The organism is Streptomyces sp. NPDC002513, assembly GCF_053595355.1.
Genome location: NZ_JBSFXK010000073.1, coordinates 1 through 22,038 on the forward strand (window position 1 = coordinate 1; position 22,038 = coordinate 22,038).

Annotated in this window: 14 protein-coding genes and 3 pseudogenes; 10 read left to right on the plus strand and 7 right to left on the minus strand. The window is 68.9% G+C overall.

Annotated features, from left to right (window positions below; translation table 11 throughout):
- Positions 1–117 precede the first annotated feature (117 nt).
- Positions 118–1,038: pseudogene (locus tag ACWD5Q_RS31100) on the minus strand (FAD-dependent monooxygenase); the annotation flags it as partial.
- Positions 1,039–1,744: 706 nt separating this feature from the next.
- Positions 1,745–2,512, minus strand: coding sequence for an SDR family NAD(P)-dependent oxidoreductase (locus tag ACWD5Q_RS31105; RefSeq protein WP_451430414.1), 768 nt, complete (start codon positions 2,510–2,512; stop codon positions 1,745–1,747).
- 448 nt (positions 2,513–2,960) lie between these two features.
- On the opposite strand from ACWD5Q_RS31105, the gene ACWD5Q_RS31110 reads away from it, so the two are divergent.
- Positions 2,961–6,350, plus strand: coding sequence for a S8 family serine peptidase (locus ACWD5Q_RS31110; RefSeq protein WP_451430415.1), 3,390 nt, complete (start codon positions 2,961–2,963; stop codon positions 6,348–6,350).
- Between the two features lie 245 nt (positions 6,351–6,595).
- Here the strand turns inward: ACWD5Q_RS31110 and ACWD5Q_RS31115 are convergent, their stop codons facing one another.
- Positions 6,596–7,624, minus strand: coding sequence for a helix-turn-helix domain-containing protein (locus ACWD5Q_RS31115; protein ID WP_451430416.1), 1,029 nt, complete (start codon positions 7,622–7,624; stop codon positions 6,596–6,598).
- Positions 7,625–8,083: 459 nt separating this feature from the next.
- Between ACWD5Q_RS31115 and ACWD5Q_RS31120 the strand changes: the two genes are divergently transcribed.
- From ACWD5Q_RS31120 to ACWD5Q_RS31155, 8 genes and pseudogenes are all read left to right on the plus strand, one after another.
- Positions 8,084–8,626 (plus strand): GNAT family N-acetyltransferase, encoded by a 543-nt coding sequence (locus ACWD5Q_RS31120; protein WP_451430417.1) that lies wholly within the window; start codon positions 8,084–8,086, stop codon positions 8,624–8,626.
- A 381-nt stretch (positions 8,627–9,007) separates the two neighbouring features.
- Positions 9,008–10,081, plus strand: coding sequence for a tetratricopeptide repeat protein (locus ACWD5Q_RS31125; RefSeq protein ID WP_451430418.1), 1,074 nt, complete (start codon positions 9,008–9,010; stop codon positions 10,079–10,081).
- Between the two features lie 27 nt (positions 10,082–10,108).
- Entirely contained in the window at positions 10,109–10,453 is a 345-nt protein-coding gene (locus tag ACWD5Q_RS31130) for an effector-associated constant component EACC1 (RefSeq protein ID WP_451430419.1), read from the plus strand.
- A complete protein-coding gene (locus ACWD5Q_RS31135) occupies positions 10,454–11,623 on the plus strand; it encodes a caspase, EACC1-associated type (RefSeq protein WP_451430420.1) in 1,170 nt (389 codons plus the stop codon). It begins immediately after the preceding gene.
- 496 nt (positions 11,624–12,119) lie between these two features.
- Positions 12,120–12,635 carry a DUF6207 family protein gene (locus tag ACWD5Q_RS31140; protein WP_451430436.1) on the plus strand — a complete coding sequence of 172 codons (516 nt, stop codon included), beginning with the start codon at positions 12,120–12,122 and terminating at the stop codon, positions 12,633–12,635.
- Between the two features lie 191 nt (positions 12,636–12,826).
- Positions 12,827–14,074 carry a PP2C family protein-serine/threonine phosphatase gene (locus tag ACWD5Q_RS31145; RefSeq protein ID WP_451430421.1) on the plus strand — a complete coding sequence of 416 codons (1,248 nt, stop codon included), beginning with the start codon at positions 12,827–12,829 and terminating at the stop codon, positions 14,072–14,074.
- Positions 14,074–14,160 (plus strand): annotated as a pseudogene (locus ACWD5Q_RS31150) (hypothetical protein); the annotation flags it as partial. The gene ACWD5Q_RS31145 and the pseudogene ACWD5Q_RS31150, both read left to right, overlap by 1 nt.
- Before the next feature lie 94 nt (positions 14,161–14,254).
- The gene (locus ACWD5Q_RS31155; RefSeq protein WP_451430422.1) at positions 14,255–15,373 is read left to right on the plus strand and encodes a PP2C family protein-serine/threonine phosphatase; all 1,119 of its coding nucleotides are present in this window, start codon (positions 14,255–14,257) and stop codon (positions 15,371–15,373) included.
- Positions 15,374–15,409: 36 nt separating this feature from the next.
- Here ACWD5Q_RS31155 and ACWD5Q_RS31160 read toward each other — a convergent pair.
- From ACWD5Q_RS31160 to uppS, 3 genes and pseudogenes are all read right to left on the minus strand, one after another.
- Positions 15,410–15,608: pseudogene (locus ACWD5Q_RS31160) on the minus strand (hypothetical protein); the annotation flags it as partial.
- 127 nt (positions 15,609–15,735) lie between these two features.
- Positions 15,736–17,145, minus strand: a complete 1,410-nt coding sequence (locus tag ACWD5Q_RS31165) for an oxygenase MpaB family protein (RefSeq protein WP_451430437.1) — start codon at positions 17,143–17,145, stop codon at positions 15,736–15,738.
- Between the two features lie 104 nt (positions 17,146–17,249).
- Positions 17,250–17,933 carry a polyprenyl diphosphate synthase gene (gene uppS, locus ACWD5Q_RS31170; RefSeq protein WP_451430438.1) on the minus strand — a complete coding sequence of 228 codons (684 nt, stop codon included), beginning with the start codon at positions 17,931–17,933 and terminating at the stop codon, positions 17,250–17,252.
- A 607-nt stretch (positions 17,934–18,540) separates the two neighbouring features.
- On the opposite strand from uppS, the gene ACWD5Q_RS31175 reads away from it, so the two are divergent.
- The gene (locus ACWD5Q_RS31175; protein WP_451430423.1) at positions 18,541–18,918 is read left to right on the plus strand and encodes a VOC family protein; all 378 of its coding nucleotides are present in this window, start codon (positions 18,541–18,543) and stop codon (positions 18,916–18,918) included.
- 291 nt (positions 18,919–19,209) lie between these two features.
- Here the strand turns inward: ACWD5Q_RS31175 and ACWD5Q_RS31180 are convergent, their stop codons facing one another.
- The gene (locus ACWD5Q_RS31180) at positions 19,210–21,573 is read right to left on the minus strand and encodes a collagenase (protein WP_451430424.1); all 2,364 of its coding nucleotides are present in this window, start codon (positions 21,571–21,573) and stop codon (positions 19,210–19,212) included.
- Between the last annotated feature and the right edge of the window lie 465 nt (positions 21,574–22,038).

Genomic DNA, 22,038 nt, shown 5'->3' on the forward strand with positions numbered 1-22,038 from the left:
CAGCCGCGTCACACACGACATCCACATCCACCGCCTCGACCCCGAGGAGAAGATCAACGCCGAGCTGCAAAAGGCCGCTTAGGAAGCGACGTTGCTCATGACCCGAGTCATGGACCTGCGCTTCCTCACCGGACATGACGAGGCATCCCCGAAGCGGGACAACCAGCGCGGGGAGTGCACGCCGAAATCGGTTCCGGCGATGGTGCGCAGCTGTTGTCTGAAATCCTCGAGGTTGGGCGGTTCCGCGCGATCGCTGACCCCCGCGACGGGAACTACGACGCGATAGACCCTTTCGCCGAGGGGCCTGAGACTGAAAATCTTGTTGGTCTCGTGGATTTCGGCCACCTTGGCGGCGATCTCCTCCTGCGGCACACCCACTTCCATCTCGCCCATCAGCGTCTCGGACCGCGAGGGCTCGCCGGGGAAGCCGACGCCGAGCAGTTTGCGCACCGTACTGCGCCCGCCGTCACAGCCGACGAGATAGCGCGAACGCAGCTGTTCGCCGTCGGCCAGCTCGACGGTCACGCCCTCGTCGTCCTGCTCGAAATCGGCCACCGCACAACCGCGCCGGACCTGCGCACCCAGTTGAATCGCATGGTCTTCGAGCAGGTGAACGATGACCGGTTGCGGGATGCCCAGCAGATAGGCGTGCGCGGAATCCAGGCCCTTGGGCGCGGGTTTGGTGATGGCGGCGAAGAATCCGCCAGCCGGACGCTGTCTTCCGTGTTCGAGAATGCGATCCAGTAGTCCGCGCATTGCCATCAGCTCGATACTGCGAATATGCAGACCGATTATGCGGGCGAACGGAACGGGCTCGGTTTCCTTCTCCAGAACGAGTACCCGCACATTGTGCAGCCGCAGTTCGGCGGCCAGCATCGCGCCGGTCGGCCCGCACCCGGCAATGATCACGTCGAACATGAGGGGCGCGCGATCAGCGCCGGAGGCCGACGACCGGAGTCCGGGGACGTCGCCTACGGTGACGTCGCGCTCGACCGTATCGTTCGACGACGGCTCGGCGGTGAACTGTGGAGAGTCCATGGGTGTTGCCTTTCGGGAGTGCCTTGTTGTCGAGGCGCTCCCGGCGACACCTACGTCAATCGCCCGATCGTGACGGGTAGGGGGAGCACCCACATCGATACAGCGTTCATGGGTCTCACCTCCTCGGGCGGTGTCATGGTCCACTGCAAGCTACAAGCCCGAGCATCACCCCGTCCAATCCTTTTCCAGCCGCGTGATCACGACTCCGAACGGGCCCGTGCGGTTGCAGGGCGAATCCGGCGTGGCGGCCCGGCTGGTCCCGGTCATGGTCGACGATCTGATCCTGGCCGCCCCGAGGCGGACCGGATCTCGGAAGGCGCTGCGCGCTGGAACCGGAGGCGCTCGACGAGCGCGAGCGGCTGCGCGAGGCTCCTTCGCCGAATACCGCCAGCAACCCAGTAGAACGACGAACGCCCTCTTCGGCGGGACATTGTGTCCCGCGCTGATCCAGCTGAACGTGACGCGACCAGCTCGGGACACACTCACTGCGCAAACAAGCACGGGATCGAGGGCATCGTCGCCAAGCGGGCCGCCTTCGCCTACAAGCCGGGCCGGATCTGGAAGAAGATCAGGCACGCCGGAACCGAAACCGTGGATGCGCTCGTGTGCTGTGGGGCCGCCCGCTTGGTCATGATGAGAACCGGAACATCCCGTTGGGCGGACAACCGGCCGCCGAGGCCGACAGGGCCTGCGCCGGTCTCGCGATTCACCTGCTCGGGAACAGGGGCCCGCCCGCCATGAGGCCGCCGTCGATAAGGAGGATGTGCCCGGTGACGTAGCTCGCCTTGTCGGAACCCAGGTACTGGACAGCCTCGGTGATCTCCTCCGGGGTGCCCGCCCGGTGCATGGGCAGCACCGAATCGACCGCGTCACGCGTGGTGTCGTCGCCGGTGAACCGCTCGTACATGGCGGTCCGGGTGTAGCCGGGCGCGACCGCGTTGACCCGGATGCCGTGAGCGGCGCCTTCGAGTGCGGCCGCCTTGGTAATGCCGACGACGGCGTGCTTGCTGCCGACGTACAAGGTCGCCCCGGGGTAACCCATCAGGCCGAAGGTGGAACTGACGTTGATGATGCTGCCGCCGCCCTGTTCCCTCATGACCCGGAACTCGTGCTTCAGGCTCAGCAGCGTTCCCTTGACGTTGGTATCGAAGGTGGCCTGGTAAGCCTCGTCGGTCACCTCGGTGACAGGGCCGGGTGTTCCCTCCGTGCCGGCGTTGTTGAAGGCGACATCGATCCGCCCGAACCGCGCGACCGCACGGTCGACGAGGTCCTTCACATCGGCGTCGAAGCGGACGTCCGCACGTACGAACTCCGCCGGGGCGCGGAGGTCGGCCAGCTCCCTGGCAAACTGCTCGCCCACGTCCTCGTGACGGCCGGAGATCACAAGGTTTGCGCCTTGGCGTGCGTAAGCCAAGGCGGTGGCGCGGCCGATACCGGTGAGCGCGCCCGTGATGAGGACGACGGGATCAGACACGTCGAGGGTCCTTTCTGCAACCACCCAGGCGAACGACGGGCAAACGGTTCGGAACCTGCGTGACGCTGGGTTCCTCTTCGGGCCGAGGGGCGTATCCGCCGGTACGCCCGCAAGCAAGGTGTCCTAGCCGGACGGCAGTCGCATGGGACCCGACAGCCGTATCCATCGAACGGTGGCACTCGATGGCCCGTATGGCCCAGGGGCGGCGTCCGGGACAGATGACCCGAAGCGGTCACGCAGGCGTGAGGCGAATGCCGCAAGCCCCCTGATGACATCAAAACCGGCCGGATCTCAAAGCCTCACCGAGCCGACGAGTCAACGGAAGTGACGGTGTGACGGAAACCCGTCATGCGGGAAACCCGCCACGCGCGGCGTCCCCGCGCAATCCGCATGTCTGCCAGGCTGCACCCCCAGCATGGCATGTTCACCGCGTCAAGTAGGGAGATTCATGCGCCCCATAACCCGTACAGCCTTGGGCGTGGCGACCGCCGCCGTCCTGGCCGTCACCGTGGTCGCGCCTTCCGGGGCAGCGGATACGCCACCTGGCGGGACCTCGGGAAAGAGACCCGTCATCGGCAACGGGACCGCAGCAACGGGCGGCAAGCAAGTGACGGTCACGCTTGTCACCGGCGACAAGGTACTGGTGACCACGGACACGTCAGGTCGCAGTTCGGCAGCCGTGCTGCCCCGCGAGGACGGCACGCAGCCGATGGTGCAGACCTATCAGCTGGGCAAGGACCTCTACGTCTACCCGGACGACGCTTCCCAGGCGATCGCCGAGGGCAAGGTCGACGAGCAGCTGTTCAACGTGACCGGACTCATCCGCCAGGGATACGACGACGCGCACAGCAATACGCTGCCGCTGATCGCCACCTACCAGAACAGTGTGAACGTCGCCACTGCCGCGCCCGCCGCCCCGCGTGCGGCCGAGCGGGGCCCGAGCCTGCCGGCTGTGGACGGCGTCGCACTCAAGGCCGACAAGACCGACGCCGCCACCTTCTGGCAGGACGTCACCAACCCCCGCTCACGTTCTGCCTCCACGCTGAAGAAGCTGTGGCTGGACGGCAAGGTCGAGGCCACGCTGAGCCAGTCCACCGAGCAGGTGCACGCGCCGGAGGCCTGGGCGGAGGGCTACGACGGCAAGGGCACCAAGGTCGCCGTGCTGGACACCGGCGTGGACGCCCAACACCCGGACCTGGCGGACCGGATCGCCGCGTCCCAGAACTTCACTGACTCCAAGACGACCGACGACCGGGTGGGTCACGGCACCCACACCGCCTCCACCGTCGGCGGTTCGGGAGCGGCCAGTGACGGCCGCGAGAAGGGCGTCGCCCCCGGTACCGCTCTGCTCATCGGCAAGGTCCTCAACGACAGCGGCGTCGGCCAGACCTCCTGGATCATCGCGGGTATGCAGTGGGCCGTCGACCAGAAGGCCGACGTCGTCTCCATGAGCCTGGGCAACCCCGCGATCGGCGACTGCACCGACCCGCTGGCCCAGGCCGCGAAGGAGATGTCTCAGAACACGCACACCCTGTTCGTCGTCGCCGCAGGCAACGCCGGCCCGCGCATCGAGACCGTCTCCTCGCCCGGCTGTGCGCCCGGCGTGCTGACCGTCGGCGCCGTCGACAGCAATGACACCACCGCGCCGTTCTCCAGCCGCGGTCCCGTGGCCGTCACCCACACCCTCAAGCCCGAGATCGCCGCCCCCGGCGTCGGCATCTCGGCGGCCAACGCGGGCGGCCGAGGCGTCTACGCCTACCAGACGATGTCCGGCACCTCCATGGCCACCCCGCACATCGCAGGCGCTGCGGCCATCGTCCGCCAGGCCCACCCGGACTGGACCGCGCAGCAGATCAAGGCCGCCCTGGTCTCCTCGGCCCGCACCGGCGGCGACGTGGGCGGCGTAGACGAGACCGGCGGCGGCGTCCTCGATGTGTACGCCGCGGTGCACCAGAAGGTGCTCTCCACGCCGGCCGTCCAGGCCGGCAGCTACAACTGGCCGCAGGACGCCTCGGACCGCACCACCGTGCAGGTTCCCTTCACCAACACCAGCGGCACCGACATCAGGCTGAACCTGAAGGTCAGCGATGTGCACGGCAACGACGGCAGCGATGTCCGCTCCGACATGATCAAGCTGGACGAGGGCAAGGTGACCGTCCCGGCAGGGGCCACCATGCAGGTGCCGCTGCGGATCGACCCCACCGCCCACCTCAAGGCCGCCCAGTACGGTGCCGTCACCGGCCGGATCCTGGCCACCGGCGGCGATGTGCACGTCTCCGTGCCGGTCACGCTCTACGTCCAGCCGGAGACGGTCACCCTCCGGGTCGAGGCCATCGACCGCAACGGCAAGCCCGCGACCGGCACCTCCTCCCTCGACCTCGTCAGCCTCGACACCGACAAGGGCGAGCGCCGCAGCAACTCGGGGGCGACCGACCAGACGTACAGCGTGCGCCCGGGCGACTATGCCCTCAGCGGCTTCGTGACGACGTACGACGCGAACAAGGCACCCGAGTCGGTGAGCTACCTCGCGCAACCGCAGCTGCGGATCACTCGTGACACCACCGTCGTCCTCGACGCCCGCAAGGCCCACCGGCTGAGCCTGCACACCGACCGCCCCTCTACGGTCAACCACACCACGTTCAGCTACGACCGCACGTGGGACAGCACCTGGCAGCTGAGCGGATCGCTGATGGCCGGCAGCACCGTGCGGCAGTTCTACGCCTCCGTCGACGGACGCGCCCAGAAGGGCTCTTTCGAGTTCCGGCCCACCTGGCGTGCGACCGGCTCCGAGGACGGCTCGTCCTATGTCTACAACCTCTCGTTCCCGACCCAGGGACCGCTGCAGTCCGATCAGGTCTACCGGCCGAGGGACTCCCGGCTGGCCCAGGTCACCGAGAAGTGGAATGCCGTCGGCAAGGACGCCGACTACATCGACGCGCTGTTCATCGGTACCTCTTGGAGCAGCAGCACCACCGTCCCCGTGAGCCTGTTCGACACAGTGCACGTGCCCGGTACCCGCACCGCCTACTACACGACCGGCGACGACACCTGGTTGCACGGCGCGATGAGCAGCTACCCGTTCGCCGCGTTCATGAGCGACCGGAATCGCACGTACCAGCCGGGAGACCGGCGCAGCGAGGAGTGGTACCGCGGCATCATGCGGCCGGCCGCGGCCCGCGACGCCGCCGGCAACCTGGCGCTCGCCGCTGAACGGCAGGGCGATCTGATCGGCATCCAGAGCGCGTTCTGGGTCGACGGCTCCGGGGATCACTGGACCTACGGCGGGTCGTTCGGCGACATCGGCAACCTGGTGCTGAAGCGCAACGGTGAGCGGATCGCCACCAGCGCCTGGCCGTACGACGCGTTCAGGGTGCCGGACGAGGACTCCGCGTACGAACTCACGCAGAACCTGGAGAAGATTCCGACCTCGGACCGGAACTGGCTGCGCTCCACCGCCGTCACCACCACCTGGTCCTTCCGCTCCCACCGGGAGCCGGACGTCTACTCGCGCGGCCTGCCGATCCTCTTCCCGGCGTACGACGTGCCGGTGGACGGACTGAACACCCTGCCCGCGCAGAGCGGCATCAGGGTCGGCCTGTCGGTCGAGGGCCACGCGGGGTACACCCCGGGCGCTGTCAAGGCGGCTACGCTGTCCTACTCCTACGACGGCGGCACCACCTGGATCCAGGCGCCGATCGAGCAGCAGGACGGCACCTGGTCGGCCGTCCTCGACCACACCGGCGCTTCCGGCAAGCAGGTCACGATGAGGGCCACCTTCACCGACGCCAACGGCAACGCGGTCACCCAGACCGTCAAGCGCGCCTACGACGTGCGGTAACCACAGAGTCCGGCCGGGCGGTCTTCCCAACAGGCGGCCAGCCCGGCCGGTCAGGGTGCCCCGCATCGCCCCGACCGGCCCACCCGGCGGCAGCACCCGCGTGATGCGCGGCGGCTCCGGTGGATGCCTCCAGTTCGGTACAGGGGCCCGCCGTCGGTGGAGTGGGAACCCGCCAGGAGGTGGCAGCCGTCCTCGCAGGGTGATCACCAGCAGACATGGACTCCTCGGCCCTCGGACCGAGGTGGTCAGAGCCAGCCCGCACGTGCGGCGTGCCACCCGAGTTGCAGGCGTGAGTCCGCTCCGGCAAGGTCCATCAGACGGCGTGTCCTCCGCTCCACGGTGCGTATGGACAAGCCGAGTTGGGAGGCCGCCCGCCGGTCGGAGAATCCTGCCAGCAGCAAGGCGAGGAGTTCCAGTTCCCCCTCGGTCGGCTGCTGATCAACTGTCGGCTCCGCGTGCACACCTCTGGTAGTGGCCTGCAGCGGCCGGGCCTGGGCCCACTCCTTCTCGAAGAGATGGACCAGGGCCGTCAGCAGGCCGCTGCGGTGCACCACGATTGCGCTCGGCTCGCCGCCGGAGTCCGCCATGTCCAGGGGAACCATGGCACGCGCCCGGTCCGACACGACCATCTTCAGCGGCAGCGAGTCGGCCAGCCGAAGCTCGAGGCCCGCGATGATGGCCGCCCGTACCTCCCTCGCCACATCGGGACCGTCGAGATAGTCCTTGGCCGCCACGACCCGGAAATCGACTCCGCGATCCAGCGCGACACTCTCCGACATGTCGGCATCCTCCCGCGGCACCGCGACGGGCGCGCCGACGAGGAAGACAAGCAACTCCCGCTGGGCGCCCCGCTGCAGTTGATGGAACCGGTGGGCGACCTGCTCCACGCCGACGACCACCTCCACGACGCCCCCCGCGGGGTGTGCGGCGGTATTGCGGTACTGCTCGATGAGCATCGAGAACGCGGTCTCGGCCTGGTGCAGCGCGTTGCGCTGCTCGACGAGGACCGGGGCAAGGGCCACCGAGGGTGGTGTGAGCCGGTAGCGAGTGGGCTGGACGCCGGCCCCGCGGTCGACCGGCTCGGGTTCCCCCCTCTCGGCCTCGGTGGCGACCGCCACCAGGCCACGTGTCGCCAGGTCAAGCAGGATGCGGGTGGTGTCGTCCTCGTCGAGTCCGGTCTGCCCGGCGAGCTCCTGCGCAGAGGTTGTCGGGCTGGCCAGCAGCGCCGTGTAGACGGCTTCTTCGGCCGGACTCAATCCCAGTGCCTGCAGCATCGAGCTCCTCCTCGGGCGACCACCGTGTCCGGCTCCGGCGTAGCTCACACGGGCCGAGCGGATTCTTCTCAGCCGAACCCTATCCAGCTGTCGTGATGTCTCCATTGGCTGATTTCCCGTGCAGCACTCCACAGCGGACGCCCCGGACGCGGCCTCCCGGGCGGGAAGCACCTCGCACGCCGGGTTCTTCGGTGCTGCGTCGATGTGCGGCGCGTTGTGCTACTGCCGAGCAGAACGGGCCCTGCGCGCATACCCTCGCCAGCCCGGCGAAGGCCCCGCCCGGCTTCTGCTCTCACCGATGCTTCCCTTGTAGCAGGCGCGGTGCGCGTCCGGTTCTGGGTGGCCGGGTCGCGGCAACGAGACCCGGCTACCCACCACGCTCTGGAAGACACGGGTGAGCCTTTGTCTGCCCCGGGTTATCCTTCCTCGTCCTGAACAGGCCCAGGAGGTCCCCCCACCATGAGCAGCACCACGTCGTCCTTCCCTGAGCGGATCGAGCTCTCGGGGGAGGGGCTCGTCCTCCGCGACTGGACGGAGGGGGACCTGGCCGCGATGCCGGAGCTGTTCGACCACCCCGACATCGCGTACTGGACACCGATCGTCTCCCCCTTCGACGAAGCGGCCGCCCGCGCGCGGCTGGGCCGGGGCCGGCAGCTGCGGGCGGAGGGCACGGCCATCCTGCTCGCCATCACCGTCGACGGCGGCGCACCGCTCGGCGAGGTGATGCTGCGGCGTGCCCCCGAGGGTACGGAGCTGGGTTACGCGGTCGGCCCGGCGCACCGCGGCCAGGGGCTGGCGGCGCGGGCGGTCCGGGTGATGGCCGCGTACGCCTTCGAGCAGCTGGGCGCTGGACAAGTGATTCTGGAGCTGGAGGCCGAGAACGCCGCCAGCGTCGGCGTGGCCACCAAGGCGGGCTTCAGACTGCTCGACGTGCCGCTGATCACAGGTGAGGAGAAGGGGCGGCCCTACGTCCTGCAGACGTGGGGTCTGAACCGCCCCTGATTCTCAGCCCATAGCTGTATCCGACCGCTTCCCGCGCGGCCAGGACCCCTCCGACGCCCTTTCCGTGAAAACCAGGCGCGGCGGGTTGGTGGTCGGAGAACGGGCCGCCTCCCGAAGCGGAGCTGTCGGCCGCCGCGAAGCCGGCAGCCGACCGGGCAGGGAAGCAGCCGACCGGGCAGGGAAGCTGCTGAACGCCGTTGTGCTGCCCGTGGACCTGCCCGCGCCGCTGTCGACGCAATGGCGGTGGTGGGCGGCCAAGCACGTGCGAGCCCGCGGTCCCCGGGAGGGACCTGTGCGGACTCGCGGCCGAGAGCCGTTTGGGTTCTTCACCCCCTTGCGGAGTGGTACCGCAAGGGGGCGGATCGTGGTGACGCCTTCTCGATGCGGCGCGGTGGGCTCCTGCTGGAGCAGAGCGGCCGCCTGGACGAAGCGCAGGAGTGGCTGCGCAGAGCGGCGGACTGTACGGGCACGGGCCAGGTTCTGGCACAGGGCGATGCGATGAGGGATCTCGCGCGCCTCGCGGTCCAGCGCGGTGACTCGGCCGAGGCGGAGCGGCTGCTGCGGGAGGCCGCCGCGATGCTGGCGAAGGCGGACGACGTGCCCGAGAAGCAGGGGTACGTACTCATGGCCGATCTGCTGACTCTGCTCGCCTCCCTGCTGCGGGAGCGCGGCGAGTCGGCCGAAGCCGAGAAGTTCCTCCGATGGGCCGCCGACAACGGGCACGCACTCGCGATGCTCGAACTCGGGGGGCTGCTCGAGGAGCAGGGACGGCCCGCCGAAGCCGAGGAATGGCACCGACGAGGGGCCGAGGCCGGACATCTCCGCTCGGCACTGCTGCTGGCGTTGCTGCTGGTGGAGCAGCGGCGTTCGGCCGAGGCGGAGCCGTGGTTCCGGCAGGCGGCCGAGGCGGGGGTGCCGCCGGCGATGGATTTCCTGGGCACCCTGCTGGAGGAGCGAGGGGACTTGACCGAGGCGGGACGGTGGTACCGGGAGGCCGCCGAGGCCAGGATCGACCGTTCGATGCTCCGGCTGGCCTTTCTGCTCGAAAAGCGCGGCGCCCTGGCCGACGCGCTGCACTGGTACCGGAAGTCTGCCGCCACCGGAAACGAGTGGGCCATGGTCAAAGCGGGGGCGCTGGCGGGGCGGCAGGGGGACTTGGACGAAGCCGATCAGTGGTATCTGCAAGCCGCCCAGGCGGGGAACGAATCCGGCATGTACCTGGTGGCCAACCTGCGAATGAATCGCGGCGAGTTGGAGGACGCCGAGATGTGGCTCCGCAGAGGATCCGCCGTCGGCAACGGCAGCTGTATGGCGATGCTCGGGATCCTCCTGGCCACGCGGGGGGACGTAGCTGCCGGGGAGCAGTGGTGCCGGCGGGCGGTCGACGCCGGGGTGGCCAACGCCGTGACAGACATGAAGGCCGTACTGCAAGCACAACATGGGCCCGGGTCCTGAACCGCGCATGTCCCGAACGGGAGAACGATGCAGGCGTACATCCGGCTGACCGGCGAAACGGCCCAGGCGGAGCTGACCACGCTGGCCGACTGGCTGTCGCGCGAGGACGAGCTCCGCGGCCGGTCTGCCATCGAGCGACCCGAGGCGCGCCCCGGCCACATGGGCGGGCTCTCCGAAGTTGTGATCGTGGCCCTCGGCGCCCAGGGAGCCGGCACCGTGCTGGCGGCCTCGCTGTCCGTGTGGATCAGGCATCGCCGTCCGTCGGCGGACATCGAGGTGACCGGTCCCGACGGGCAGAGCGTCAAGATCTCCTTGCGCAACGTCCCGGAGGCGGACCTGGAAGCCGTGCTGCGACGCGTCCTGGAGCGATGAATGCGCCTGCCTGACCCGCTGCGGTCCCGGGCGGTGCTGCTGGGCTTCGACACGTTCACCGATCCCGGCCTGCCCGACCTGCCCGCCGTGACGCACAACGTCGACGACCTGGCCGAGGTGCTCACCAGCCCGTGGGGGACAGCCCTCCCGAACAAACACTGCACAAGACGGCGCGAGGCGGCGCCGACCGCCGGCCTCGCTGACTTGACATCCATCGGAGCCCGCTTGGTCGCCGCCGCCGAGGAGGCCGAGGACCTCTTGCTCGTCTACTACGCCGGTCACGGCCTCGTCGGTCCGGACGGCGAGCTGTATCTCTCCCTGCCCGGAACCTCCAGCGAACCGGATCTGGTGGCGTGGACGGGGATACCGTTCACTCTGGTGCGCCGTGCGCTGGTGAACGCCCGGACGGACAGCCGAGTTCTCATTCTGGACTGCTGCTTCTCCGGACTGGCCATCGGCGCGATGGCCACTACCACCTCGGCGGTGGCCGGCCAACTGGAGGTGGCCGGCACCTGCACTCTGGCGTCCTCGCCGGCGAATCGCCCTTCCAGTGCGCCTGTTGGCGCGCGCCACACGGCCTACACCGGCGAACTGCTCGATCTCCTGCGGCACGGGACCGCCGACGCCGCGGAGTTCCTCACCCTGCAGACCATCCACGAACACCTTGCCAAGGTTCTGCCCAGCAAGGGGCATCCGCGTCCCGAACTGCGCAACACCCACACGGTCGGCCGTCTCGCATTGGCCAGGAACCGGGCGCACTCGGGCATCTCCGACCCGGCCGCGATGGTCAGGGAGGCCACGCGGCTGGAGCGGCTCGGTGACAGTGAGGGCGCGGTGCGCTGGTACCGGGAGGCGGCGGGTGCCGGGCGACCCGACGCCATGAGGGAGCTGGGCCGGCTGCTGGAACGGAACGGAAATCGCGTACAGGCAGGAATATCGCGTACAGGCAGGAATGTGGCGTCGCCGGGCCGCCGAATCCGGGGATCCCGCCACCATGCACGAGCTGGGAGTCAGCTCATGGCACACCGGGGACCTCGCTCAGGCCGAGAGCTGGCTCAGGAAGGCCGCGGCTGCCGGGCTGCCGGAGGCGGCAGAGGACCTGGAGAGGCTGCTGCGGCGGCGGAAGTGAGAGTCAGCGGGTGCCGTGTCCGAAACACCGGACGGGCGTGACTTCGCAGGCCTCGCAGGAGGCGAGGAGACGCCTGCATGGTGGGGCGACCGGGCCCGCCGGGTCAGCCTGAGCCGCGGCCGGCGACGGTGACCAGGCTCCCGCAGGCCCCGGCGCCGGCAGCCCGCGCCGCCAACCGACCGGAGCCCGGCTCACGGCTTCCCGCCCACGCAGACCGCGCGGAACCTTGGGGAGGTGCCGCTGTTAACCTGATCGACATGCTCAGGAGGGGGGCCAGGCAACGGGTGCCCAGCGGGCCGGCTTCCGGTCCGCAGCGCGCTCTGATCATCGCCAGTTTCGTCAGCAGGGTCGGCAATGGTCTCTTCAACGCCGCTGCCATCCTCTACTTCACGCTCGTAGTGCACCTGCCCGCCACACAGGTAGGAGCGGGTCTGACGATCGCCGGCCTCAGCGGCTTGGCGGCTGGCATACGTGGCTGGGCCGGCGCTGCTCGTGGTGCAGATGGCGGTCCCATCGCACCTCTCCAGCGATGTCCGCATGCCGAACGCCGAACGCCCACCGACCGTCCACGGGACTGTCCCACCCCCCGACGCCGGAGCACGCCGTGTCCGCCAGGGGCTGGGCGTACTCGGTGGGGGGAGATGCCGTGCAGGGTGCGAGGGCGTGCTGCTGGGCGTGGGGCCGATCGACGAAGCGCATGCCTCGGAGCCGGGCCTGGTCGTTGTCGAGGTTGCGGCCTTCGATGACGCGACCGTGTTCGCGTTCCGGGAAGCCATCGCGGCGCGGTGGGCGACCGCGACGGATTACGCACGGCCATGGACCCGGGCCGCCCCGGCGTACGGCTGCGCCGGTTCAGGGTGGGGAAGGGCGGGACGGGCGGCGCGGAGGCCCCGGGGACCCGGGCGTCCGCTGGTCCGGGTTGTGCGTCGGCGCCGTCAGGAGTCGGCGATGCGGTCGAAGGCGTGCAGCATGGGCATCAGTTCCTGCACACCCGGGCAGCGTGCACAGACGGGTGCCGGGGAGCTCTGTCATGTCCAGAGCGCTCCACTGTGAGCAGCGGCGCGTCCTGGGTGCCTCGTCGCGCGCGTACAAGGGGGACCGGGGCCCGGCCCAAGCTGTCGCACAGCTTCTGCAGCACCCGCCCCGAGGGGGCCTGGAGGTGCATTATGCCCGCTGGCGTCCGACTCCTCTCGCTGGTCGTTCCGGGAAGGTGCAGTGTAGAAGACGTGTCTGGTTTTACTGGCATGAAGCAGCCGTGGCAGCCGACCCGTGCGCTGATGATGATCCCGGTCGCACTCATCGTGGTGATCACGGTTGTGGACGTAGCGACCCCCAACATCGTCCTCGGCCCCCTGCTGGTGATCGCGCCCGCGATCACCCCGTGGTTCGCCGGTCCTTGGGAGACGGGCGGTATCGGGGCCCTGGCCGTGGCCGCGCAGGCGTTCATCGGCTGGCACCTCGGCGTGCAGTACTCGCGGGACCTGCTGGTGCAAGTATTCGCCCTCGCGGCGCTCTCCTTGCTGATCGTGTTCTTCTCCGTGATGCGCGGTCGGCACAGACGTCAGCTGGCCCAGGTGCGGTCGGTCGCCGAGGCCGCCCAGCACGTCCTGCTGTGGCCATTGCCGCGCAGGCTCGGCCCACTGCAGCTAGCCTGCCTGTACCTGGCCGCCGAGGAAGAGGCCGAGATCGGCGGCGACCTGTACGCCGCTGCCCGCACCGACAGCGCCGCCCGCGTGATGATCGGTGACGTCCGGGGCAAGGGCCTGCCCGCCATCGGCGAGGCCGCCCTCCTGCTCGGTGCCTTCCGTGAGGCCGCCCACCAGCACGCTGCCCTGCCCCAACTGGCCGCCTCCCTGGAGCGCAGCGTCGCCCGCTACCTGGCCGACTTCGAACCCGAGGACGAGGCCGGGGAACGCTTCGTCACCGCCCTTCTGCTGGAGATCCCCGACGATGAACCCGTCATCCGGATGACCAGCTGCGGCCACCCGGCGCCCTTGCTGCTCGGTCCGGACAACATGGTGAGCGTCTCGAACCTGCACCCCGCACCCCCACTCGGCGTCGGCATGACAAACCCGGGCGAATACACCCTCTACGTGCTGCCCTTCGACTGCGGCAACACCCTGCTCCTCTACACCGACGGCGTCATCGAGGCCCGCGACCGCAACGGCACCTTCTACCCGTTCGCGGAACGCGCCGCCCAGTGGAGCGACAACACCCCCGAAGCCCTGCTCCATCACATCGAGCGCGACCTGCTCGCCCACACCGGCGGAAGCCTCGGCGATGACGTCGCCCTCATCGCCATCCGCCGCGCGCCTACCGCCTACCCCAGTCACCGCCGAGGGGGCTTTCTACTCGAAGCCGGGGAGAGGCCGCGAAGAAGGCCGAGGCGAAGAGACGACGCCACAGCCCCGCTGCGGTGGTGTGCACGGCCTCGAGCGGCGGTCATGGCCGCCGCTGTCACGGCCGGTTCCCGGCCCGGGTTGTGGGTCTGATGGCCGCGAAGATGTTCGGCCTTCCGGTTCGCGTCACCCTGACCCGCACCCAGGTGTTCCAGATCATCTCGATGCGCCCGGCGACCGACCAGCGCGTACGGATCGGGGCGGACCGTGGCGGCAGGCTGTGGGCCATCGACCACGCGGCGGCCTTCGAAAATGATCGCATATTCTGCTTATGTGAACTATTCCGGTCAATTCTGGCGCCGTGCGGGCAGCCTCCGGGAGGGCCTGGTGCTCCTGGCGCCCCTGGTGCTGACCGCCATCATCACCGTGGTGTCCTTTGTCACCCCGAGTCACCTCCACTTCAGCCGCTTTCTCTCGCTCGCCCCCGCTTTCGCCGCCTCGGTGTGGCCAGTGGCCGGAACGGTGGCCATCGGCGTGATCGCCGCGGCCATCAACGTAGTGATCGCCATGGCCATCGGCCATACGGGTCAGGAGCGGACATACCTGTTCACCCTCGCGGTGATCGCCGGCGTCACCGCCGCGGCCGCTTGCGCCAGCCATGTGCGCCAGCGGCAGGAGCAGACCCTCGCCGACGTCCGCTCCGTCGCCGAGGCAACGCAGAAAGTCCTGCTGCGCCCCATGCCGCACCGCCTCGGCCGGTTGGACATCGAGGCCCTCTACCTGGCCGCCGCGGCTCAGGCCCGCGTCGGCGGCGATTTCTACGAAGCACTGGAGACAGCCCACGGCGTCCGCCTGATCATCGGAGACGTGCGCGGCAAGGGCCTCCCTGCGGTCGGCACGGCTTCAGCGATCATGGGCTGCTTCCGGGAAGCCGCGTACGACGAGCCGGACCTGGCGCGGCTGGCACGCCGACTGGACGTGAGTATGGGGCGCTACACCGCGCTGCTGCACCGCGACCAGCCGGAGTACTTCGCCACTGCCCTGCTCGCCGAGATCCCCGACGACGGATCGGCCGTCGAGATCGTCAACTGCGGACACCCCCCTCCGCTGCTGTTCAGCGCGGGAGAAGTCCGCGAGGTCACCCCCACGGCGCCCTCACCGCCCATCAACATGGGCGCGCTGATCGAGGGGGACTACCGCATCGACACCGTCTCCTTCGCCTCCGAGGACCAGCTGCTGCTCTACACCGACGGAGTCTCCGAGACCCGCGACCACACCGGTGCATTCTTCCCATTGGTGCAGCATGCGGGCCAGTGGGACGCGGACTCACCGTCCCAGCTGCTCGAGCAGTTGCACAGAGACCTGCTCCGCTACAGCCGCGGCCGTCTCGGCGACGACATCGCGGCCATCGCCATCCGCGCGGCGGCCACCACGGCATCGGCCAGGGCGTGAAACGGGCCGGGCGGTCGTCCACACCGCCCGCCTCCCCCCAACGGGCTGAGGCCGGCCCCGGCCACGGCCGGTAACGCGCACCGTCGGGTGATCCCGCGTCGACCCCAGGTGCGGCCCTTGGGCGGCCGGCCGGTCACGCCCGCTTCGTCCTCGAAGCAGTCGACGGCCCGCATGCGTACCTCTTCACGGCGCTGCGTTGCTTGGCGGTCAGCCCGCCCCCATCGGGGTACCGCATACCTCCGGGTACCAGCGGAGGCGGACACCGTCACCCGGTCCGACGAAGACCCAGACCCCATGGCGGCGAAGTCGGTATGCGCTGTTGGGCTGTCCACGGGCTGTGGGGTCGCGGGCTCGGGAGGTGGTCAGGCTTCGGCCAGGAGGGGGTCGTAGGCAGTTGAACGCTTTCGGCCGGACATGAAGGACAGAAAGTCTTTGACGAATGCGCTGCGGGTGTACGTTCCGTCGGTGCCGGTGGTGTCGCGGTGAAACGCGGTCTGGAACAGTGCCCGGTATTCGGCTGCGTCGATGCTCTGGTTGCCGTCTTTGTCGGTGACGTCGAAGAGGACCTCGGCGACTCTGATCAGTGCGGGACCGGCCAGGGACGGAACAGCCGTGGCGTACTCCTGCGCGCTGACGCGGCCGTCTCCGTCGGTGTCGAGGTCTGCCTGGAGTTCGCGCCACCAGTCGGCGCAGGCGTTGTAGAGCCTGCTCTCCTCGGGCTCGCCCAGGTCGAGGCGGCTGGACAGCTCGCGGGCCATGGCGGCGAGGTCCGGCCAGTCCAGGTAGCCGTCGCCGGTCTGATCCAGGACCTCCTGGAAGAACTCCTGTGCGCTGCGCTGCGCCCCGGTTTCTGCTGCGGGCATGGGTGGTGGGGGGAGGGGCGTGATGAGCCTGAGAAGGGCTCCGGCTCGCTTCATCCGGTCGGCCAGGGCAGTGATCGCCCTTGCTCGCGGGTCGTTGCTCTCAGGGGAGAGGGCCAGCAGGTCGGCGATACCTTGTGCCCGGGTCCAGCTGTCGGGGAGGAAGCGGGTCAGGCCGACGGTCAGGTAGGCACCTTGCATCAGAGTCTGGGCGCCGGGCATTTCCGGTAGTCCGGCCCGTCGGCGGAAGGGCTCCGGGAGGGAAGCCACGGTGATCGCTCCGATGACCGGGCCGGCGACGGCGCGGCCGGTCGCCCACAGGGTGGGCAGGCCGTTCAGCAGAGGCGGAGCCGGGAGGTGGTCGAAGAGCTTGTAGAGAATGATGCGCATCGCCTCCGTGTTCTCCAGTTCCTCCTCGACCACGCGGTCGTAGTAGGGCCAGAACTCGTTGAGGCTGTCCGGCAGGTGGCCGGCTCCGTCTCCCAAGGTGGCAAGGAACGCGTGGAATTCGTCGTACAGCCGCTGCATCACGGTTTGTTCGAGGGGCTGTCCGCTCAGCCGGCACATGGTGACGGTGCTTTCGAACAGCGTCGCGACCACCCAGGCCCGCACAGCGGGGTCCATCGCGTCGTACGGCCGGTTTCGTGCATCGGTTCCGTTCAGCCGTGCGTGCAGGCGGTTGAGCCGTGCCGCCTCCCTGAGCCGCACGTGGTCGTCGGCGCCGAACATGCGCTGCAGGCTGAGGAGGGTGTTGCGCAGCCGTCGCCAGGGATGGGCGACGAATGTGGAGTTGTCGATCAGAGCGGCGCCGATCTGCGGGTGGGCGGCCTCCAGTACGGTCGCACGGATCACGGCCAGGGCCCAGCGCGGGTCGTTGAAGAGTTCGTTGAATTGCGAGCCGGGGCCGAACATGGGCTTCGCCCCGCCAGCGGTGTCCGGTCGTTGGGAGCTGCCGTCGCGATCAGCGGCGTCGGCGCCGGTGCCGCTGGGGTGGCCGCTGTCTGCGTTGGTCACCATCAGGGTTCTCCGTTCTGGTTCGGCAGCACGCCGCCGAAGCGGCGATCGCGTTGCTGGTAGGCGTGCAGGCACTGAAGGAAGTGCGGCGCGCGGAAATCGGGCCACAGCACGGGAGGGAAGACCCATTCGGCGTACGCGACCTGCCAGAGCATGAAGTTGGAGATGCGCTGTTCACCCGAGGTTCGGATGACCAGGTCCACGTCGGGCGTGTCGGGGAAGGGCAGGTGGGCGGCGAAACTCTGCTCGGTTACGGCGTCGGCCGGTGTTCCGCTGTGGATCAGTGACCGTGCGGCCTCGACGATGTCCCTGCGTCCCCCGTGATCGAACGCGACGGTCAGCGTCATGCCCCGGTTGTTGCCGGTCAGCGTCGTCAAGTCGGCGAAGTCCCGGGCCAGTGCCGGCGGAATCCGTGGGTCCGTCGCGCCGAGGAAGCGACAGCGGATCCCGCGCGCGTGCAGGAGTGGGGCGTGCTTGCGTACCACGCGGCGCACCAGTTGCATGAGGAAATCGACCTCGGCGCTCGGCCGGCGCCAGTTCTCGGTGGAGAAGGCGTACAGGCTCAGCCATTCGACTCCAGCCGCCCTCGCCGCCTCGATGATGTCGATCACCGTTGTCTCCGCAGCGCGGTGACCTGACGTACGCGGCAGCGACCGCTGCGCTGCCCACCGGCCGTTTCCGTCCATCACGCACGCCACATGACGTGGCACTCTGCGCGGTGCCTGGGCATCCGGCAGACGAAGAGCAGGGGAGGAGTCAGAACCGCCGGTGGCCTGCTCAACCGTCACGCCTTCCCCCCCAATCTCCGCTGTGACGTCGTCCGCCTCGCTCGCGGCACGCCCGGCGGGCCCCACCGCAACCCTCTTGCGCCACACCGGCTGCCCGGTGTGACGACCTGGACAACACACGGGATCAGCGCAGCTCAATGCGCTGATCCGAACACGTCAGCAGTGATCCGATCGCCCGTCAGTAGAGTGTCACCGCCCGGTCCTGCAGAGCGTGCATGTTCCGCGCTTCCACCCTTGGCACTCCCGTGCGAGTCGGCGCTCCGACACGGGGTGACGAGTCAAACCCGGATCGCCACTGCTACATGTGCCATGTACGTGGACCGGGCACCGTCGCGGTCGGCGATGCTTCGATCGCCGCCGCACGTCCTCGTCACACTGAGTGGACAACGGACAACTGCCCCCCATGTTTGCCGCACCACTGACGAATCGAGGTTGGTACTTCGGTTGTAGATCGTGATCAGGGACGTCGGGGAGCCCTGCGAGAGGCTGGTCTATGCTGCTGTTCGTGATCGCCAAGCTGCAGTGTGTGGTGTTGGATTGTTCCGATGTGCGTGAGCTTTCCCGGTTCTACCTGTCGCTTCTCGGGGGCGTGGTGGACCAGCCGGATCCGCGATGGTCGCTCGACGACAACTGGTCGACTCTCCACACCGACTCGGGGCTCGTGCTCGCCTTCCAGCGCGCGGAGAATTATCAGCCGCCGCGGTGGCCGGATCCCGCTCACCCGCAACAGTTCCATCTCGACCTGGGTGTCCAGGACCTCGACCAGGCCCAGGAACAGGTTCTCGAGCTCGGGGCATCGCTGCTCGACGTCGGCGACGACAAGCGCAGTTGGAGGATCTACGCGGACCCGGCAGGTCACCCCTTCTGCCTCGTTCGCGACTGACGTACGAACACAGACGGGTACTGCCACTGTTGATCATCGTGACTTGTGCGGAGTGACGATGAGACGGTGGTCGCAGGTCATAGCCACCTGCATCGCAAAATCCGGGGACCCGGAGTTCCAATCCTGACTGAGCGTCAAGGCAGTGCGTGACATGGTCTCGGGGATGGTGCTGCCCGCCCTGCTCGTGACGGCGACGCAGCACGTGCCCGGCGCGGGAACAGGGCCTCGTGGCACCTCGGAGGGTCTCTATGCCAACAAGTGTTCCAGGAGGCCCTGTTGTCGCATGGTGTGTCAGCTTCGGAGGGGACCCTCACAGGTGTAGTCCGACGTGCCCGCGCTCCGGTTGGACCAGATGTCCACGTCGCCGAACGAGCAGTTCATGTCGGTCAGGTTGTTGTCGCCGCCCGCGGCACGTTCGAGGAGGAAGTAGTCGACCGTCTCGGACATGTCCTTGAAGACCGTGTCCGCGCTGTCGGCATCGGTCAGGTTCGCGGTGATCCGGCCTGTGCAGACGAATCGGGGACGCTCCGGCGAGCCGGTGGTGCGGCAGTCGGGGTGGGATTCGGTCGTCGCGGTGAAGGAGGAGCGAATCTGGTCGGGCGAAGTGTCGCGTAGTTCGCCCAGGGGCGTGTAGGTGGTGTTGGGCACGTACAAGTCGTCGACGTGGGCGATCTGTTCGTCGAGGAAGCGGTCGTACGCGCTCTGCAGCCCCGCGTCCCTGCCGAGTCGGTCGCGCCAGGCATCGAAGGCCGCCGGGTCGTCGGAGCGCAGGTCGTGGTACATCTCCCGCAACAGGGAGGGGTATTCGGTCCACAGGAACTCGAAGAACGTGCCCGCGTAGTCGTAGAAGCGGAAGCCGTCGCCGTCATACGTGGCGTGCAGGAGCTGGTTCACGGTCATGCGCGGCCCGCCGCCGGCCGTGTCGGAGATGACGCCCTGAACCAGGGACTTGCGGACCCGGATGCCGTCGTCGCGGGTGGCGCCGTCGAAGAACTCGGCGGTGCCCTCGTCCATCGCGGTGGTCCGGTCACCCTGGTACCAGGGGCCCTCGCCGAAGGAGCCGGGCACCGCCCAACGACCGTTGAGGTAGTGCGTGTACTCGTGGCGGAACAGCTCCTCCAGGGTCAGCCTGGAGTCCTGCGGGACGCGACGCTGGTAGGTGTAGAAGGTCGCCCCCTGCTCGATGTAGATGCCGCCGTTGTTGGTGTCCATGCCGGTGAGGAGCGGATGGAAGTTCTCGTAGTCGGCGCGGGAGGCGTACAGGACGATGTGCAAAGTGGGGTTGGTGTCGCCCGCCAGGGGCTCCTCCGTGCCGAGGACGCGGTGGAACTGCGCCTTGACCTGTTTGCTCGCGTAGTAGAGCTGGTCGACGGAGTCCCGGTCGAGGGCGGTGCGGACCTGCATGCCGTCCTTGCCGTCGGTGCCGTACGTGTACGTGGACGGGAAGAGACGTTTCTCGATGTCGTCCTTGCACACGTGGTACGGGGTGCAGGCGTCGAACCACACCAGCCAGGTGGCGACCTTCGCCCACGGCGCGCTGCTGTCCCCGAAGGTGCGGGCCGTGGTGTCCAGGAGGGTGCCGAGGCCGGAGACGATCTCGTCGCGGAGCCCGTCGATCTGGCCGAAGCGGCCGTACTCGCCGAGCGCGTCGCGTACCACCCAGGCGTTGGGCCCGTCCTTGAGATGGGTGTGGTCGGCGAAGGAGCTGAACGCGGCCCGGTACGAGGGGTCGGCCGTCACCGCGGCGTGGAACGCGGCGTCCTTGTTGCCGGGGAAGACGCCGAGGTAGTTCACGGAGAGCGCCGCGAGGGCGGCACCGGCCCAGGAGGTGTCCTGGGCGGTGTCGGGATGCTGGGCGTCCATGGTGGCCAGGACCCGCTTGATCAGCGGGAGTTGGTACTGGCGCAGGCCGGGGGCGGAGGCCGCGTCGAGGGCTTCGCGCAGGGTCTCGGCGTTGGGGCGTGTGACGTCGAAGGTGTGGGCGGCCGAGCCGAAGGCGTCGACAGCCTCGCGCATGGCGTTCACGGTCGGCGCGTCGGTGATGTCGATCTCGTCGTGCGAGAAGTCCTGGTACGCCACGGCGTGCAGATAGGTGAACATCTCCAGCAGATGACTGCCGTCCTTGCCGTCGTGGGAGGAGGCGAGCCGGGTGATGCGGTGGGAGACGGCCTGGACGTGTGCGTGCGACATGACCGGGACGAGTCGCGGGTCCCAGGTCCACAGGATCGAGCGCAGACAGCCGTCGGCGGTGACAGCGGGGTCGGCCAGGAAGTCGGCGAAACCCTCCGGGGACAAACCCGTGACGCCGTCGAGCGTGCAGGGCACGGATGCCGTGCCGAGGGTGGCATGCGGCGTGACGGCGTGGCCCTTGCTCTTCGGCAGGGGTGTACGAGGCCCGGGGACGCGACCATCAGTGAGGTCGCCGGGGGCCGGGACCTTCCGGGCGCGGTCCGGGGCCTCGGCCAGGTGGTCGACCGTGTCGAAGGGGTTCGGCGAGGCGGCCGGGCGTGTCACCGAAGACGACGTGGGTACGGGGGCGGCCGCATAACCGGACGGGGTCGCCGTCACGCAGAGCGCCACCGCCGCCGCGGCGGTGAGCAGGCTTCTGTGCGTGGATCTGCGCAGAAGCCTGCGCAGGTTTCTCGATTGGAACACCGTTGGCTCCTGTGTGGGAGGTGGCAAGAGATGCGTGCGCGTGGGGGAGTGGCGCCTCAGGGCCTCAACTTCCCCGTGCGTGGCGGCATGTGAGGGTGCGAGCGTTGAGTTGTCGAGTGCATGACGCCATGTGATGCGTAACGTAATAATGTGAAATTGCACTGCCGCGCAAGAGTCTCGGCGCGGCGGATCGCGGAAAGCGTGCGTCAAGCGGTTCGGGTGCGCGGTCGGCGGTCGGCGCGAAGGGTGGCGGTGCGGCCCCGCTCGCCACGCATCGACGGCGGCTTCTACTGGGATCGGCGCTACGGCGAGTTCCGGGTCGGCCGGCGCCCCGACCTCGACGAGACCGAGCGCATGACCGGCATCCGCTGCGGCCAACCTCGGAGACCAGGGAGCGCAGGAGCGCGGTTGATGTCGGGTGCCCTGCCGCGCACACCGGACGCGATCGAGGCGTGGAGGGGGCGC

Coding starts and splice junctions, on each gene's coding strand:
- ACWD5Q_RS31135 (WP_451430420.1), top strand. CDS start 10,454: ATGCGCCTGCCTGACCCGCTGCGGTCCCGGGCGGTGCTGCTGGGCTTC.
- ACWD5Q_RS31145 (WP_451430421.1), top strand. CDS start 12,827: ATGAAGCAGCCGTGGCAGCCGACCCGTGCGCTGATGATGATCCCGGTC.
- ACWD5Q_RS31165 (WP_451430437.1), bottom strand. CDS start 17,145: ATGTTCGGCCCCGGCTCGCAATTCAACGAACTCTTCAACGACCCGCGC.
- ACWD5Q_RS31120 (WP_451430417.1), top strand. CDS start 8,084: ATGAGCAGCACCACGTCGTCCTTCCCTGAGCGGATCGAGCTCTCGGGG.
- ACWD5Q_RS31115 (WP_451430416.1), bottom strand. CDS start 7,624: ATGCTGCAGGCACTGGGATTGAGTCCGGCCGAAGAAGCCGTCTACACG.
- ACWD5Q_RS31125 (WP_451430418.1), top strand. CDS start 9,008: ATGCGGCGCGGTGGGCTCCTGCTGGAGCAGAGCGGCCGCCTGGACGAA.
- ACWD5Q_RS31140 (WP_451430436.1), top strand. CDS start 12,120: ATGCCGAACGCCGAACGCCCACCGACCGTCCACGGGACTGTCCCACCC.
- uppS (WP_451430438.1), bottom strand. CDS start 17,933: ATGGACGGAAACGGCCGGTGGGCAGCGCAGCGGTCGCTGCCGCGTACG.
- ACWD5Q_RS31110 (WP_451430415.1), top strand. CDS start 2,961: ATGCGCCCCATAACCCGTACAGCCTTGGGCGTGGCGACCGCCGCCGTC.
- ACWD5Q_RS31130 (WP_451430419.1), top strand. CDS start 10,109: ATGCAGGCGTACATCCGGCTGACCGGCGAAACGGCCCAGGCGGAGCTG.